This is a genomic window from Kitasatospora sp. NBC_00240 (assembly GCF_026342405.1).
Classification (GTDB): domain Bacteria; phylum Actinomycetota; class Actinomycetes; order Streptomycetales; family Streptomycetaceae; genus Kitasatospora.
Genome location: NZ_JAPEMU010000001.1, coordinates 7,093,205 through 7,108,470, shown reverse-complemented (window position 1 = coordinate 7,108,470; position 15,266 = coordinate 7,093,205). Strand labels below are relative to the sequence as shown.

Below are 15,266 nucleotides of genomic sequence, written 5' to 3'. Positions count from 1 at the left end.
CCGGGGCAGACACCCGCGAACGCCGGTGGCCGGTCACGGCGGCGGCCGGGCAGCATGGGCGGATGACCGAGACGATCACGCCCCGCCCGCCGTACGCCAGCACCGCCGTCCGCCCGCAGTGGACGGACCTGCCGCCGTGGGTGCGGGAGCTGATCGGGCACCGGCTCGGCGGGCCGGTGGCGGCGGGGCCCAGCGCGGGCGGCGGGTTCACCCCGGGCTTCGCGGCCCTGGTCCGAGGGCCGGCGGGGGCGGAGTTCGTCAAGGCGGTCGATGCCGTGGCCCACCCGTACATCGCGGACTGCTACCGCCGGGAGGCCGCGATCAACCGGGCGCTGCCGGCCGCCGTACCCGCGCCGGCGCTGCGCTGGGCCGAGGAGAGCGCCGGCTGGGTGGTGCTCGGCTTCGACCCGGTGCCGGGGGCCCGGATGCCCGCCGACCCGTGGCGGCCGGCGGAGCTGGCGGCGGCCCTGGACGCCTGCGCCGCCCTGGCCCAGGCGCTGGCGAGCCCCTCGCCGCAGCTGCTCGCGCTCGGCCTGAAGCCGCTGCGGCCCGAGCCGGGAGAGGACGACTTCGACGACTGGCGCAAGCTGGCCGGCGGCGCTCCCGGCGCCGACCTGCTGCCCGGCTGGTTCCCGCCCGCGCTGATCGAACCGCTGGCCGCCCTGGAGGCCGACTGGGTCGCGGCGACCGCCGGCGACGCCGTCCTGCACGAGGACCTGCGCCGGGACAACATCGTCCTGGACTCCGGCGGGCGGGCCTGGATCTGCGACTGGAACTGGCCCCGGCTCGGGGCGAGCTGGTTCGACCTGACGCTGCTGCTGGCCACCGCCCGCGCCGACGGCCACGACGCCGACCGGCTGTTCGCCGCGCACCCGGCCGCCCGGGGCGCGGCGCCCGAACAACTGGACTGCGCCCTCGCCGCCGTCACCGGCTACTTCCTGCGGGCCGGCGCCCAGCCAGACCCGCCGGCCGGCTCCCGGATGCTGCGCCGGCACCAGACCTGGAGCGGTGAGGTCACCCTGCGGTGGCTGGCCGGGCGGCGCGGCTGGCGGGTGTGATCAGGCGCTCCAGCAGCAGCAGGGCCGGCACCGCGGCCACCGCCAGCGCCGCGAGGAAGGCCCACGGCCAGAGCGCGCCCTGGACGAGCAGCAGGGTGAGCAGCCCGGGGGCGAGCGCCTGGCCGGTGTTCCAGGAGAGCTGGTAGACCGCGAGGTAGCGGCCGCGCAGGCCGGGGTCGGCCAGACCGACGCTGAGGTCCTCGGCGAACGGGGTGGCCATCGTCTCGGCCGCGTTGAAGAGGAACATCGCGGCGTACAGGCCGGCCAGGACGGCCCGGCCGGGCGCGGCGGCCATCAGCGCGAACAGGGTGAAGGCCACCGCGTTGACGAGTGAGGCGGCCGCCAGCACCCGGGTGGGCCGGAACCGCTCCAGGCGGCGGGCGACCACGCTCTGGGTGAGCACCACCTGGACGCCGTTCATCACCAGCAGCGAGCCGGCCACCCAGGCCTGCTGGTGCAGGCCTTCGGTGAGGTAGACGGCCAGCAGCATGCTGATGATCATCGAGCCGAAGACCGAGCAGAGGTTGATGCCGACCAGCAGGACGTAGCGGCGGTCCCGCAGCACCTGGCGGTAGCCGCCGGCAGCCGCCGGAGCACCGGGCGCCCCGGGCGCCGACGGTCGCCCGGCTGCCGCGGCCGGGCGCCAGCGGGCCAGCAGGACGGTGGCGCCCGCGTAGCTGAGGGCGTTCAGCAGCACCAGCAGCCGCAGCCCACCCGTACCGCTGCCGGCCACCACCAGGGAGCCGAGCGCCCCGCCGATCCCGAGCCCGGCGTTGCGCAGGGTCTGCACCAGCGCGAACCAGCGGGTGCGCTCACCGCCGGCGGCGGCCAGCACGACCAGGCCGGTGCTGGCCGTCCAGTAGGCGACCGCCCCGGCCTGGGCGAGCAGGCTGACCAGGACGATCTGCCAGGCCTGGTGGGCCAGCAGGAAGCCGCCGTACGCGACGGCCGACAGCGCGTTGCCGCAGGCCGCGACCTGGCGGGCGCCGTAGCGGTCGATCAGCGGGCCGGTGAGGATCGCGGTGGGCAGGGCGAGCAGTCGGGCGAGGGTGATGGCGGCCCCGACGGCGGCCACCCCGAGGCCGGTCGTGCGGGTGAAGTAGAGGACGGTGAAGGCGAGCAGGAGTCCGGTGCCGAGGCTGTCGACGAGGTGGGCGCCGACGAGCCGGCGCCGGCCGGTGGTGTCCGGGAGGCCCAGGCGGTCCTGGAAGGATACGGGGACGGTGCTGGTCATGGACCGAGCCTTGCGGCGATGATCGGTGGCGCCCAGAGATTTCGTCCTGGTCGAATCCTCGAAGGGGAAGACGTGCTCACGCTGCGGTTCTCGGCCCAGGACGTGGCGGCCACCCGGTTCGCCTGCTCGCGCCTGCTGGAGGTGGTGACGAGCGTTCAGGTGCTCAAGGACCCGGGCTCGCGGGCGGTGCACCTGCCCTGGGTCCGGCGGGCCCGGGCCGATCTCGCCCGGGCCGGGGAGGCGTACGAGTTGCTGTCCCAGCTGGTGCCGATGCCGGCCTGGCACCTGCCGGACTTCCTGACCCCGGTGCCGGCCGCCACCGCGCCCGGGATGGACGAGGAGCTGGCTGAGCTCGCCGCCACCGCACCCGACACCGTCCGGGCCGACCTCGCGCCGATCGGCCGGCCGCTGCCGCCGCTGGTGGCCGCCCTGCACGCGGACCCGGAGGCCGGGCTGGCCCGGCTGACCGAGGAGGTCCGGGCCTACTGGACGGTGGCCGTCGAGCCGTACTGGCCCCGGATCGCCCGGCTCGCCGAGGGGGAGATCCTGCACCGGGCCCGGCAGATGGCGGCCGGCGGCCCTGCCGCACTGTTCGAGGGCCTGCACCCGAAGGTCAGCTGGCAGGACGGGCGGATGACGGTGGCCCAGCGCCGGTACGACATCGAGGAGTCGCTGGACGGCGGGCGCGGGCTGGTGCTGGTGCCGTCGGTCTTCGTCTGGCCGGGGTGCGTCCTGCAGACCGGCCCGCAGGCACAGCCGGGCGTGGTGTACCCCCCGCGCGGGGTGGCCACCCTCTGGGAGGGCGGCGCGTCGACACCGGACGCGCTGGCGGGGGTGCTGGGCCGGGCCCGGGCCGGGCTGCTCGCCGAGCTGGAGTCACCGGGCTCCACCACCGTCCTGGCGCAGCGGACCGGACTGTCCGCGCCCAACGTCTCGCACCACCTGACCGCGCTGCACGCGGCCGGCCTGGTGGCGCGCCACCGGACCGGCCGCGAGGTGCTCTACCTGCTGACGGCACTCGGCCAGGCCCTGCTGGACGGCGGCGCGCCCTGAGACACCGGGGCCCCGGGAGTGGACACCCCGGGGGTCGGCGGGCAGCGGGGCGGATCAGAACGGGAAGCGGCTGCGCCCGTGCTGGATCGAGATCCACTTCACGGTGGTGAAGGCCTCGACCGTGGCCTCGCCGTTGAGGCGCCCCACGCCCGAGTTCTTCTCCCCGCCGAACGGGACGACGGGCTCGTCGTGGATGGTGCCGTCATTGATGTGGATCATGCCGGTCTCGATCCGCTGCGCCAGCCGGACCCCGCGCTCCACGTCGCCGGTGTGCACGGCGCCGCTGAGGCCGAAGGGCGTGTCGTTGGCGATCCGGACGGCCTCGTCCTCCCCGTCGAAGGGCACCACCAGGACGACCGGGCCGAAGAGTTCGCGCTGCAGGATCGGCGCGTCCGCGGGAATCCCGCCCAGCACGACCGGGTCCATCAGCGTCCCGACGGTCTGCCCGCGCAGCAGGGCGGTGGCGCCGGACTCGATCGCCCGGTCGACCTCGGCGGTCAACGACTCGGCCTGGTTGGCGTTGATCAGCGGGCCGATCTGGGTGGCCGGGTCCTTGGGGTCACCGACCTTCAACGAGGCGATCTTGGCGACGAAGCGCCGGGTGAACTCCTCGGCGACACCGCGGTCCACCAGCACCCGGTTGGCCGCCATGCAGACCTGGCCCTGGTGGGCGAAGCGACTGAACACGGCGGCGTCCACCGCGTAGTCGAGGTCGGCGTCGTCCAGCACGATCAGCGCGCTGTTGCCGCCGAGCTCCAGCACCGTCCGCTTGAAGTGGCTCGCGGCCACGGTGGCGACGTGCCGGCCGACCGTGTCGGAGCCGGTGAAGGAGATCACCTTGGGCACCGGGTGCTCGATGAAGGCGTCGCCGATCTCGGCGATGTCGGTGACCAGCACGTTGAGCAGGCCGCCGGGGAGCCCGGCCTCCTCGAAGATCCTGGCGATCAGGGTGCCGCCGACGATCGGGGTGTTCTGGTGCGGCTTGAGGACGACGCCGTTGCCCAGCGCCAGCGCCGGGGCGACCGCCTTCAGTGACAGGAACAGCGGGAAGTTGAACGGGCTGATCACCCCGACCACGCCGACCGGCAGGCGGTAGAGGCGGTTCTCCTTGCCGTCGACCGGCGAGGGCAGGATCCGGCCCTCGGCACGCAACGAGAGCTGCATCGCCTCGCGCAGCACGTCCTTGGAGAGCGAGAGCTCGAAGGCCGCCTTCAGCGCGGTGCCACCGAGTTCGGCGACGATCGCCTCGGTGATCTCCTGCTCGCGCTCCTCGAGCACCCGCAGGGCCCGCTCGAAGACCAGCCGCCGCGCGTACGGGTTGACCTGGTTCCAGGCCCGCTGGGCGCGCTCGGCGGCGCGGTAGGCGTCGTCGACCTCGGCGGCCGTGGCGACGGTGATCGCGGCGAGCTTGTCCCCGCTGTACGGGTCGATGTCGACGATGTCCCAGGAGCCGGAGCCCGTACGCCATTCACCGTCGATGTACTGACGCGACAGTTCCGAAAACCAGGACATCTGATCCCTCTCACCCACGAAGCCGGAGTCAGCAGATTATCTGACTCCCCATCATCGTGGGTGCACGTCACAGTTCCTGACGGACCGCCGCCAGCAGCTTCAGCGTCTCCTCCCGGTCCAGGCTGTCGGCCGTCAGCCGGTCCATCGCCCGGCCGTACTCGGCGACCTGGTCCGGCTTGTCCAGGTACAGCGCGCTGGTGAACTGCTCCAGGTACACCACGTCCGCCAGGTCCGGCTCGGGGAAGCCCAGCAGCGAGAAGGCCCCCGCCTCCGCCCGGACCCCGCCCACCCCCAGCGGCATCACCCGCAGGTCGACCCTCGGCAGCTCGGCGAACTCGGCCAGCCGGTCGATCTGATCCCGCATCACCTCCGGACCGCCCCAGGACCGGCGCAGCGCGGCCTCGTCGATGACCGCCAGCAGACTCGGCCCCCGCTCGGCCGTGAGCAGCCGCCGGCGCCGCGTCCGCACCTCCACCCGGCGCTCGATCTCCTCCGGCTCCGCCGCCGGGTTGCCGCGCGCGAAGACGGCCCGCGCGTAGCCGGCGGTCTGCAGCAGGCCGGGGATGAACTGCACCTCGTAGCTGCGGATCTCGGAGGCGGCCTCCTCCAGCCCCAGATAGGTCTGGAACCAGACCGGCAGCACATCGCCGTACCCGTGCCACCAGGACGGCGCGTTGGCCTCCCCCACCAGCCCGAGCACCGCCGTCCGGTCGCCGTCCGCGCGGATGCCGTACAGGGTGAGCAGGTCGGCGACGTCCCGCTCCTTGAAGCTCACCCGCCCCAGTTCCATCCGGCTGATCTTCGACTCGGACGCCCGGATCGAGTACCCCGCCTGCTCGCGCGAGACACCGCTGGCCTCCCGCAGCCGGCGCAGCTGGGACCCCAGCATCAGGCGCCGTACCGTCGTCCCGCCACCGGTCTGCGTTGTGCCCATCCCGCGAACCTCCGCCTCTCACGCGCCCGCCCAGGCCTACCGCCGCAGTCTGCCACCTAGCACCGACATTCGGCGCCCAAACCAACGGACGATACACAACTGTGGTACGCAGAAAGGCCCGTGAGACCAACCGACACCAATGCGACGCCCCGGCCCGGCCTGAACTGCACGCATCCCACACCCCGGAGAGCACACGGGTGGTCCAGGGCCGCCCCGAGCGACGACCGCCGGCGCTCCGGAGGCGACCGGGACCCCTCAAACGACGGTTGGGGCGGGAACGAGGACCCCACACCGGCCCCCACCCCACCTGCCTTGACCCCGGCCCGCACCGGCCGCGCCCCGAGCCGAAGGAGCGCGCCGGCGCCGAAAGGGTGGGCCCCTCCTGCCCGTCGACGGGCAAGGAGGGCGAGCGCGGGACGACGAAGGACCGACGAAGCGACGACCGTCGGCACCGGATCAAAGCGCCCCGGAGGCGAGCGGGCGCCCCAAAAAAGGGAACAGCACCTGCCCCCAACTTGGTCGGGGAGGGAGCAGGTGCTGTCATGACCGCATTGGCCCGGCGGCTCTGGCGGGTCGGCGGTTGGTGCAGCCCGGCGATGCGGCACCGGGCGGTATCGGGTCGATCCGGTCAGACCACCAGGGGGCGGTCGGTCGGGCGGATCGGGGCGGGCAGCGCGGTCTTGCCGCCCAGGTACTTGTCCACGGCGGCGGCGGCGGAGCGCCCCTCGGCGATGGCCCAGACGATCAGCGACTGGCCGCGGCCGGCGTCGCCGCAGACGTACACGCCGTCCACGTTGGTGGAGAAGGCGCCGTCCCGGTTGATGTTGCCGCGGGCGTCGAGGTCGACGCCCAGCTGCTCCACCAGGCCGTTGGCGGTGTCGGTGCCGGTGAAGCCCATGGCGAGGGTGACGAGCTGGGCCGGGATGGCGCGCTCGGTGCCCTCGATCGGCTGGAACCGGCCGTCCTTGAACTCGACCTCGACGAGGTGGAGCTGCTGGACGTTGCCGTCCTCGTCGCCGGTGAAGTGGGTGGTGTTCACGCTGTACACGCGCTCACCGCCCTCCTCGTGCGCGGAGGTGACCTTGTAGAGCATCGGCATGGTCGGCCACGGCTGGCCGGTGGGCCGGTCGTCGCCGGGGCGCGGCATGATCTCCAGCTGGGTGACCGAGGCCGCCCCCTGGCGCAGCGCGGTGCCGAGGCAGTCGGCGCCGGTGTCGCCGCCGCCGATGACGACGACGTGCTTGCCCTTGGCGCTGATGGGCGTCTCGACGAAGTCGCCCTCCTGCACCTTGTTGGCGAGCGGCAGGTACTCCATCGCCTGGTGGATGCCCTTGAGCTCCCGGCCGGGGACGGGCAGGTCGCGGGCGGTGGTGGCACCGGCGGCGACGACGACGGCGTCGAAGCGCTCGCGCAGCTGCTGGCCGGTGATGTCCTCGCCGACGCTGACGCCGGTACGGAAGCGGGTGCCTTCCGCGCGCATCTGCTCGACGCGGCGGTTGATGTGGCGCTTCTCCATCTTGAACTCGGGGATGCCGTAGCGCAGCAGGCCGCCGATGCGGTCGGCGCGCTCGTACACCACCACCGTGTGCCCGGCCCGGGTGAGCTGCTGGGCGACGGCGAGGCCGGCCGGGCCGGAGCCGACGACGGCCACGGTCTTGCCGGACAGGCGCTCCGGGACCTGCGGCGTGACGCCGCCGTTGTCCCAGGCCTTGTCGATGATGGTGACCTCGACGTTCTTGATGGTCACCGCGTCCTGGTTGATCCCGAGCACGCACGCCGACTCGCAGGGAGCCGGGCAGAGGCGGCCGGTGAACTCCGGGAAGTTGTTGGTCGCGTGCAGGCGCTCGATCGCGCCGGACCAGTCGTCCCGGTAGGCCAGGTCGTTCCACTCGGGGATGAGGTTCCCGAGCGGGCAGCCGTTGTGGCAGAACGGGATGCCGCAGTCCATGCAGCGGCCGGCCTGCTTGGTGATGATCGGAAGGAGGCTGCGCTCGACGTAGACCTCGTTCCAGTCCCGGATCCGGACGTCGACCGGCCGGCGCTCGGCGAGCTGCTTGGGCGTGGTCAGGAAGCCCTTGGGGTCAGCCATTTGCCGCCTCCATCATCTTGCGAGTGGTCTCGGACTCGGAGAGCCCGTCGCGCTCAGCGGCGTCCTTGGCGGCGAGCACAGCCTTGTAGTCGGTCGGCATGATCTTGGAGAAGCGGGAGACCCCGCTCGCCCAGTCGGCCAGGAGCTCGGCGGCCACGGTGGAGCCGGTCTCCTCGTAGTGCTGCTGCACGGTCTCGCGCAGCCATTCGCGGTCGGCGGCGGTCGGGGCCTCGATGCCCACCATGCCGTCGTTCACGTTGGCCGGGCGCAGGTCCAGGACGTAGGCGATACCGCCGGACATGCCCGCTGCCAGGTTGCGGCCGGTCTCGCCGAGGACGACGACCCGTCCGCCGGTCATGTACTCCAGGCCGTGGTCGCCCACGCCCTCGACGACCAGGGTGGCACCGGAGTTACGGACGGCGAAGCGCTCGCCGGCCTTGCCGCGCAGGTGGATGCGGCCGCTGGTGGCACCGTACCCGATGGTGTTGCCGGCGATCACGTGGTTCTGGGCGTCGGCGCCGATGGCGGCGGCGTCCCGGGCCGGGCGGACGATCAGCACACCGCCGGAGAGGCCCTTGCCGACGTAGTCGTTGGCGTCGCCCTCCAGGCGCAGCGTGACGCCGCGCGGCACGAAGGCGCCGAAGGACTGGCCGGCGCTACCCGTGAAGGTGACGTCGATGGTGCCCTCGGGCAGGCCCTCGCCGCGGTACCGCTTGGTCACCTCGTGGCCGAGCATGGTGCCGACCGTCCGGTTGACGTTGCGGATCGGCAGCTGGATGCGGACGGCGTCGCCGCGCTCCAGGGCGTCCTCGGCCAGCGTGATCAGCTGGTTGTCCAGGGCCTTGTCGAGCGAGTGGTCCTGGGTGGTGGTGTTGTGCAGGGCCGCGCCCTCGGGCAGCTCGGGCACGTGGAGCAGCGGCGCCAGGTCGAGGCCGGCGGCCTTCCAGTGCGTGATCGCCTCGGCCGCGTCGATGTGCTCGGCGTGGCCGACGGCTTCCTCGATGGTGCGGAAGCCCAGCTCGGCGAGGATCTCGCGGACCTCCTCCGCGATGAACTCGAAGAAGTTCACCACGAACTCGGGCTTGCCGGTGAAGCGCTCGCGCAGCACCGGGTTCTGGGTGGCGACGCCGACCGGGCAGGTGTCCAGGTGGCAGACGCGCATCATGATGCACCCGGAGACGACGAGCGGCGCGGTCGCGAAACCGAACTCCTCGGCGCCGAGCAGCGCGGCGATGACGACGTCGCGGCCGGTCTTGAGCTGGCCGTCGGTCTGCACCACGATGCGGTCGCGCAGGCCGTTGAGCAGCAGGGTCTGCTGGGTCTCGGCGAGGCCGAGCTCCCAGGGGCCGCCCGCGTGCTTGAGCGAGGTGAGCGGGGAGGCGCCGGTGCCGCCGTCGTGGCCGGAGACCAGCACGACGTCCGCGTGCGCCTTGGAGACGCCGGCCGCGACCGTGCCCACGCCGACCTCGGAGACCAGCTTCACGTGGATGCGGGCCGCCGGGTTGGCGTTCTTGAGGTCGTGGATCAGCTGAGCCAGGTCCTCGATGGAGTAGATGTCGTGGTGCGGCGGCGGGGAGATCAGGCCGACACCCGGGGTGGAGTGCCGGGTCCTGGCGACCCACGGGTAGACCTTGTGGCCGGGCAGCTGGCCGCCTTCGCCGGGCTTGGCGCCCTGGGCCATCTTGATCTGGATGTCGTCCGCGTTGACCAGGTACTCGCTGGTGACACCGAAGCGGCCGGAGGCGACCTGCTTGATGGACGAGCGGCGCGCCGGGTCGTACAGGCGCTCCGGGTCCTCGCCGCCCTCACCGGTGTTGGACTTGCCGCCCAGCTGGTTCATCGCGATGGCGAGCGTCTCGTGCGCCTCCATCGAGATGGAGCCGTAGGACATGGCGCCGGTGGAGAACCGCTTGACGATCTCGGAGACCGGCTCGACCTCGTCGATCGAGATCGGGGCGCGGCCCTTGCCGTCGAGCTTGAACAGGCCGCGCAGCGTCATCAGGCGCTCGGACTGCTCGTTCACCCGCTCGGTGTACTGCTTGAAGATGTCGTAGCGGCGCGAGCGGGTGGAGTGCTGCAGGCGGAACACCGTGTCCGGGTCGAACAGGTGCGGCTCGCCCTCGCGGCGCCACTGGTACTCGCCGCCGATGTCCAGCGCGCGGTGCGCGGCGGTGATGCCGGAGGCGGGGTAGGCCTTGGCGTGGCGCGCGGCCACCTCCTTGGCGACCTGCTCCAGGCCGATGCCGCCGAGCTTGGTGGTGGTGCCGGCGAAGTAGGTGTCCACGGTCTGCTGGTCGAGGCCGATGACCTCGAAGACCTGGGCGCCGCGGTAGGAGGCGACGGTGGAGATGCCCATCTTCGACATGACCTTCAGGACGCCCTTGCCGAGCGCCTTGATCAGGTTCTTGATGGCCTTCTCGGGCTCGATGCCCTCGATGAACACGCCCTGCGCGACGAGGTCCTCGACGGACTCCATCGCCAGGTACGGGTTGACCGCGCCGGCGCCGTAGCCGACCAGCAGGGCCACGTGGTGGACCTCGCGGACGTCACCGGCCTCCACGATCAGCGACACCTGGGTGCGCTGCTTGGTGCGGATCAGGTGGTGGTGCACGGCGGAGGTGAGCAGCAGCGACGGGATCGGCGCGTGCTCGGCGTCCGAGTGGCGGTCCGAGAGCACGATGATCCGGGCACCGTCGGCGATCGCCGCGTCGGCCTCGGCCGCGACGGCCTTCAGGCGGGCGGCGAGCGCGTCGCCACCGCCGGAGACCTTGTACAGGCCGGACAGCGTGACGGCCTTCAGGCCGGACTGGTCGCCGTCGGCGTTGATGTGGACCAGCTTGGCCAGCTCGTCGTTGTCGATCACCGGGAAGGTGATGCCGACCGAACGGCAGGCGGCGGCCTCGGCGGCCAGCAGGTTGCCCTCGGGGCCGAGGTTGCTCAGCAGCGAGGTGACGAGCTCCTCGCGGATGGCGTCCAGCGGCGGGTTGGTGACCTGCGCGAAGAGCTGGATGAAGTAGTCGAACAGCAGGCGCGGCTTCTCGGAGAGCGCCGCGATCGGGCTGTCGGTGCCCATCGAGCCCAGCGCCTCGCCGCCGGTGCGGGCCATCGGGGCGAGGATGACGCGCAGCTCTTCCTCGGTGTAGCCGAAGGTCTGCTGGCGGCGGGTGACCGAGGCGTGGGTGTGCGCGATGTGCTCGCGCTCGGGGAGCTTGGCGAGCTGGATCTGGCCGGCCGCGATCCACTCCTCGTACGGGTGCTCCGCGGCGAGGGCGGACTTGATCTCCTCGTCCTCGACGATGCGGTGCTCCGCGGTGTCGATGAGGAACATCTTGCCGGGCTGCAGACGGCCCTTCCTGACCACCGTCTCCTGCTCCAGGTCGAGCACGCCGACCTCGGAGGAGAGGACGACGAGGCCGTCCTCGGTGATCCAGTAGCGGGCGGGACGCAGGCCGTTGCGGTCGAGGACCGCGCCGATCTGGGTGCCGTCGGTGAAGGTGACGCAGGCCGGGCCGTCCCAGGGCTCCATCAGGTTGGAGTGGTACTGGTAGAAGGCGCGGCGGGCCGGCTCCATGGTGGCGTGGTTCTCCCACGCCTCCGGGATCATCATCAGCACGGAGTGCGGGAGCGAGCGGCCGCCGAGGTGGAGCAGCTCCAGGACCTCGTCGAAGGACGCGGAGTCGGAGTGGTCCGGCGTACAGATCGGGAAGATCCGCTCCAGGCCCCGGCCGTCCTTGTTGGCCGGGATCAGGTCGGTGGCGAGCTGGGACTCGCGCGCGGTCATCCAGTTCCGGTTGCCCTTGACCGTGTTGATCTCACCGTTGTGCGCGACGAAGCGGTACGGGTGGGCCAGCGGCCAGCTGGGGAACGTGTTGGTGGAGAAGCGCGAGTGGATCAGGCCGATCGCGGAGGCGTAGAGCCGGTCCGACAGGTCGGGGAAGAAGGGCTCCAGCTGACCGGTGGTCAGCATGCCCTTGTAGACGATGGTGCGGGCGGAGAGCGACGGGAAGTACACGCCGGCCTCGCGCTCGGCGCGCTTGCGCACGACGAAGGCCGCCCGGTCCAGCTCCAGGCTGGTAAGGTCACCCTTACCGGCGCCGGCGGCGAGGAAGAGCTGCCGGAAGCGCGGCATGACCGAACGGGCGGTGGCGCCCAGCAGGTCGGGGGTGACCGGGACGTCGCGCCAGCCGAGGACGACCAGGTCCTCGTCGGCGGCGATGGCCTCGATCTGCGCGACCGCGGCGGCGTCGGCGGCGTCCTCGACGGGGAGGAAGGCGATGCCGACCGCGTAGGAGCCGGCGGCGGGGAGCTCGAAGGCGACCTTGGAGCGCAGGAACGCGTCGGGGACCTGGGTCAGGATGCCCGCGCCGTCACCGGAGTCCGGCTCGGCGCCCGTGGCACCGCGGTGCTCCAGGTTGCGCAGGACGGTGAGCGCCTGCTCGACGATCTTGTGGTCGGCGATGCCGGTCAGCGTGGCGACGAAGCCGACACCACAGGCGTCGTGCTCGTTCCGCGGGTCGTACAGGCCCTGAGCAGCAGGTCGCGCATCCGGAACGAGCGCGTACGGCGAGCGCGATGCGCCGCCCCGGGGCTCGTTGTCGGAGTGCATGGATGCAGACAGCATCGGCTCTCCCGTCGTCGTCTTGGTCTTGGGGGCCCGCGTCCGGCCGAGGGCCTGGAGCGGACTCTGTGCAACAGGGACGACGTTGGCCCTCTGCGATTTCGTGCAGGTTACATGATGCCCGACATCCCGGGAAGTGGACATTGGCGTCCACATGGCGGACGCAAACCCCAGGTCAGGGCCTATTACCCACGAGTAACACCAGTCGGGGAAGGCGAACACTCGTCCGCACGCTCCCACCAGTGTGCCCGCATGCCGCAAGCCTGAAACAGAGGAGAAATGCCCCTGAACCAAGATCGCTCCGGGGTGGCCTGCGATTCTCACCCCGAGGTCGGTCCGAGGTTTGGATTCCTCGGGTGGACGGGCTCGAAGGCGATGCTAGGACAACCGAGCACCTCGGTCCCATGTGCGGAACGTCACGCAACCCGTGGCATAACCATGCATCAGTCTGTGCCATCGCACGACGGCGCGGGCGAGGTACGGGCCGACCTGCCCCGCCACCTCGCCCGCGCCGTCCGACCAGCTCGTTCGTCCGGCCTCCGGGCCCCGGTCCTTCGCCCCGACCGGGCGCCCGGCCACCTTCCCGCCCGCGCCCGGCCATGTGCACGACCGCATGCCCGGCCGCATGCCCCGGGTGCTCGGCCCGGCCGCATGCCCCGGGCGCTCGGCCCGGGCGCTCGGCCCGGGCGCTCGGCCCGGGCGCCGCCGCGATCAGCCGACCGCGCCGCCAATCAGCCGGCCCAGCAGGAACGTCACACCGGCCGCCGCCCCGCCCAGCACCAGCTGGCGCATCCCGCTGAACCACCAGCTGCGGGCGGTGACCCGGGCGACCACCGCACCGCAGGCGAACAGGCCGGCCAGCGAGAGCAGCAGGGCCGGCAGCAGCGAGGTCGCACCCAGCAGGTACGGCAGCAGCGGGAGCAGCGCGCCCACCGCGAAGCAGACGAACGAGGAGGCCGCCGCGACCACCGGCGAGGGCAGGTCGTTCGGGTCGATGCCGAGCTCCTCCCGGGCGTGGATCTCCAGCGTCCGGTCCGGGTCCACCGAGAGCTGGCGGGCCACCGCCAGCGCGAGGTCCGGATCGACCCCGCGCGAGGCGTACAGCTCGGCCAGCTCGGCCAGCTCGCCGTGCGGGTTGCGGCTCAGCTCCAGCCGCTCGGCCTCGATCTCGGCCTGCACCAGCTCACGCTGCGAGGCGACCGAGGTGTACTCCCCCGCCGCCATCGAGCAGGCGCCGGCGGCCAGGCCGGCCAGGCCGGTGAGGACGACCGTGCCGCTGGAGACCGCGCCGCCGACCACGCCGGTCATCAGCGCGAAGTTGGAGACCAGTCCGTCCATCGCGCCGAACACCGCGGGCCGCAGCCAGCCGCCGTTCACGTCGCGGTGATGGCCCTCGGCGGGGATCCGCGGCTTGGGGTGCTGGTCGTCGGTCAGGCGCTCGGTGATGGTCGCGGTCATGGCGTCGGTCCTCCGTCTGTGCACTCCCCCAGCCCGGGTGCGGGCACGGCGAAACGCCGTGAGAAAGGCTGCCCGCGGGGCTCTCACAGCACTGAACGTAGTCCGATGATCAGGTGTTTTCCAGCAAAGTAAGGCTGTCCGAACAGCACTCCGGCCGCCCGCCACCTGAGCGGTGGGAGCGGCCGGAGCAGCGGGCAATGCCAGGTCAGGGTGTTTTCTTCGGCTCCGCACGGTGCGGCTCGGCGGCCGCGTCGGCGGCCCGGGAGCCGTCCTCGGCACGGCCCGCCCCGTCCGCTTCGTCGGTCACGTCGGCCACCTCGGACGCCTCCGCCCGGGGTGTCCCGTCCGTCCCGTCCGTCCCGTCCGTCCCGTCGGTCCCGTCCGCCGAACCGGCCGCGGCAGCGGCGGCGGCAGCGCGCTCGTCCCGGGAGACCGGGTCGATCGAGTCCGGGTCCTCCCGGCCGGGCCGCTTCTTCCCCACGATCACCAGGTAGGCGACGGCGCCCAGGAAGACGACGATCGCCGTCCAGTCGTTGAGGCGCAGGCCGAAGAACCGGTGCGCCTCGTCGATCCGCAGCGCCTCGATCCAGAACCGGCCCACCGTGTAGGCGGCGACGTACAGCGCGAAGGCCCGGCCGTGGCCGAGGGTGAAGCGGCGGTCGGCCCAGATCACCAGCAGCGCCACACCGACGCACCAGAGCGACTCGTACAGGAAGGTCGGGTGGTAGATCCCCTGGACGATCTCGCCGTCCGGCAGGGTCTTGTCGATCTTCAGACCCCAGGGGAGGGTGGTCTCCTTGCCGTAGAGCTCCTGGTTGAACCAGTTGCCCCAGCGGCCGCAGGCCTGGGCGAGCGCGATGCCCGGCGCCAGGGCGTCGGCCCACGGCGGCAGCGGCACACCGCGCCGGCGGGCGCCGATCCAGGCACCGACCGCGCCGAGCGCGATCGCGCCCCAGATACCCAGGCCGCCCTCCCAGACCTTGAAGGCGTTCCAGGGGTTCCTGCCGTCCCCGAAGTACAGCTGGTGGTCGGTGATCACGTGGTAGAGGCGGCCGCCGACCAGCCCGAACGGGACGGCCCAGACGGCGATGTCACCCACCGTGTGCTTGGCGCCGCCGCGGGCGACCCAGCGCTTGCTGCCGAGCCAGACGGCCACGACGACACCGATGATGATGCAGAAGGCGTACGCGCGCAGCGGGATCGGTCCCAGTTCCAGGACGCCCCGCGACGGGCTCGGAATGTAAGCGATATTCATGGCAGGGTCGACGCTACCGTGTCGGCGGGCCCGATCGGCCACCGGTGCGGGTCAC

Annotated in this window: 9 protein-coding genes; 2 read left to right on the top strand and 7 right to left on the bottom strand. The window is 72.4% G+C overall.

Annotated features, from left to right (window positions below; translation table 11 throughout):
• Nucleotides 1-62 precede the first annotated feature (62 nt).
• The gene (locus tag OG689_RS30440; RefSeq protein WP_266324057.1) at nucleotides 63-1,058 is read left to right on the top strand and encodes a phosphotransferase; all 996 of its coding nucleotides are present in this window, start codon (nucleotides 63-65) and stop codon (nucleotides 1,056-1,058) included.
• On the opposite strand, the gene OG689_RS30435 is transcribed toward OG689_RS30440, so the two are convergent.
• Nucleotides 1,015-2,292, bottom strand: coding sequence for an MFS transporter (locus OG689_RS30435; protein WP_266324056.1), 1,278 nt, complete (start codon nucleotides 2,290-2,292; stop codon nucleotides 1,015-1,017). The two genes, OG689_RS30440 and OG689_RS30435, sit on opposite strands and share 44 nt — an antisense overlap.
• Before the next feature lie 72 nt (nucleotides 2,293-2,364).
• Between OG689_RS30435 and OG689_RS30430 the strand changes: the two genes are divergently transcribed.
• The gene (locus OG689_RS30430; protein WP_266324055.1) at nucleotides 2,365-3,345 is read left to right on the top strand and encodes a helix-turn-helix domain-containing protein; all 981 of its coding nucleotides are present in this window, start codon (nucleotides 2,365-2,367) and stop codon (nucleotides 3,343-3,345) included.
• Nucleotides 3,346-3,399: 54 nt separating this feature from the next.
• On the opposite strand, the gene OG689_RS30425 is transcribed toward OG689_RS30430, so the two are convergent.
• The 6 genes from OG689_RS30425 to lgt all read right to left on the bottom strand — a co-directional run bounded on the left by OG689_RS30425 (nucleotide 3,400) and on the right by lgt (nucleotide 15,211).
• The gene (locus OG689_RS30425) at nucleotides 3,400-4,857 is read right to left on the bottom strand and encodes an aldehyde dehydrogenase family protein (protein ID WP_266324054.1); all 1,458 of its coding nucleotides are present in this window, start codon (nucleotides 4,855-4,857) and stop codon (nucleotides 3,400-3,402) included.
• 67 nt (nucleotides 4,858-4,924) lie between these two features.
• Nucleotides 4,925-5,791 (bottom strand): helix-turn-helix transcriptional regulator, encoded by an 867-nt coding sequence (locus OG689_RS30420; protein WP_266324053.1) that lies wholly within the window; start codon nucleotides 5,789-5,791, stop codon nucleotides 4,925-4,927.
• A gap of 628 nt (nucleotides 5,792-6,419) precedes the next feature.
• The gene (locus OG689_RS30415) at nucleotides 6,420-7,880 is read right to left on the bottom strand and encodes a glutamate synthase subunit beta (protein ID WP_266324052.1); all 1,461 of its coding nucleotides are present in this window, start codon (nucleotides 7,878-7,880) and stop codon (nucleotides 6,420-6,422) included.
• Nucleotides 7,873-12,501, bottom strand: a complete 4,629-nt coding sequence (gltB, locus tag OG689_RS30410; RefSeq protein ID WP_266324051.1) for a glutamate synthase large subunit — start codon at nucleotides 12,499-12,501, stop codon at nucleotides 7,873-7,875. Before gltB ends, OG689_RS30415 begins: the two co-directional genes overlap by 8 nt.
• A gap of 708 nt (nucleotides 12,502-13,209) precedes the next feature.
• Complete coding sequence (locus tag OG689_RS30405) at nucleotides 13,210-13,956, bottom strand: VIT1/CCC1 transporter family protein (protein ID WP_266324050.1); 747 nt, start codon at nucleotides 13,954-13,956, stop codon at nucleotides 13,210-13,212.
• A gap of 205 nt (nucleotides 13,957-14,161) precedes the next feature.
• The gene (lgt, locus tag OG689_RS30400) at nucleotides 14,162-15,211 is read right to left on the bottom strand and encodes a prolipoprotein diacylglyceryl transferase (protein WP_266324049.1); all 1,050 of its coding nucleotides are present in this window, start codon (nucleotides 15,209-15,211) and stop codon (nucleotides 14,162-14,164) included.
• Nucleotides 15,212-15,266: the final 55 nt, after the last annotated feature.

Excerpts from the sequence above, each read along its gene's own strand:
- OG689_RS30435 (WP_266324056.1), bottom strand. The coding sequence starts at position 2,292 with ATGACCAGCACCGTCCCCGTATCCTTCCAGGACCGCCTGGGCCTCCCG.
- OG689_RS30405 (WP_266324050.1), bottom strand. The coding sequence starts at position 13,956 with ATGACCGCGACCATCACCGAGCGCCTGACCGACGACCAGCACCCCAAG.
- OG689_RS30440 (WP_266324057.1), top strand. The coding sequence starts at position 63 with ATGACCGAGACGATCACGCCCCGCCCGCCGTACGCCAGCACCGCCGTC.
- OG689_RS30415 (WP_266324052.1), bottom strand. The coding sequence starts at position 7,880 with ATGGCTGACCCCAAGGGCTTCCTGACCACGCCCAAGCAGCTCGCCGAG.
- lgt (WP_266324049.1), bottom strand. The coding sequence starts at position 15,211 with ATGAATATCGCTTACATTCCGAGCCCGTCGCGGGGCGTCCTGGAACTG.
- gltB (WP_266324051.1), bottom strand. The coding sequence starts at position 12,501 with ATGCTGTCTGCATCCATGCACTCCGACAACGAGCCCCGGGGCGGCGCA.
- OG689_RS30425 (WP_266324054.1), bottom strand. The coding sequence starts at position 4,857 with ATGTCCTGGTTTTCGGAACTGTCGCGTCAGTACATCGACGGTGAATGG.
- OG689_RS30420 (WP_266324053.1), bottom strand. The coding sequence starts at position 5,791 with ATGGGCACAACGCAGACCGGTGGCGGGACGACGGTACGGCGCCTGATG.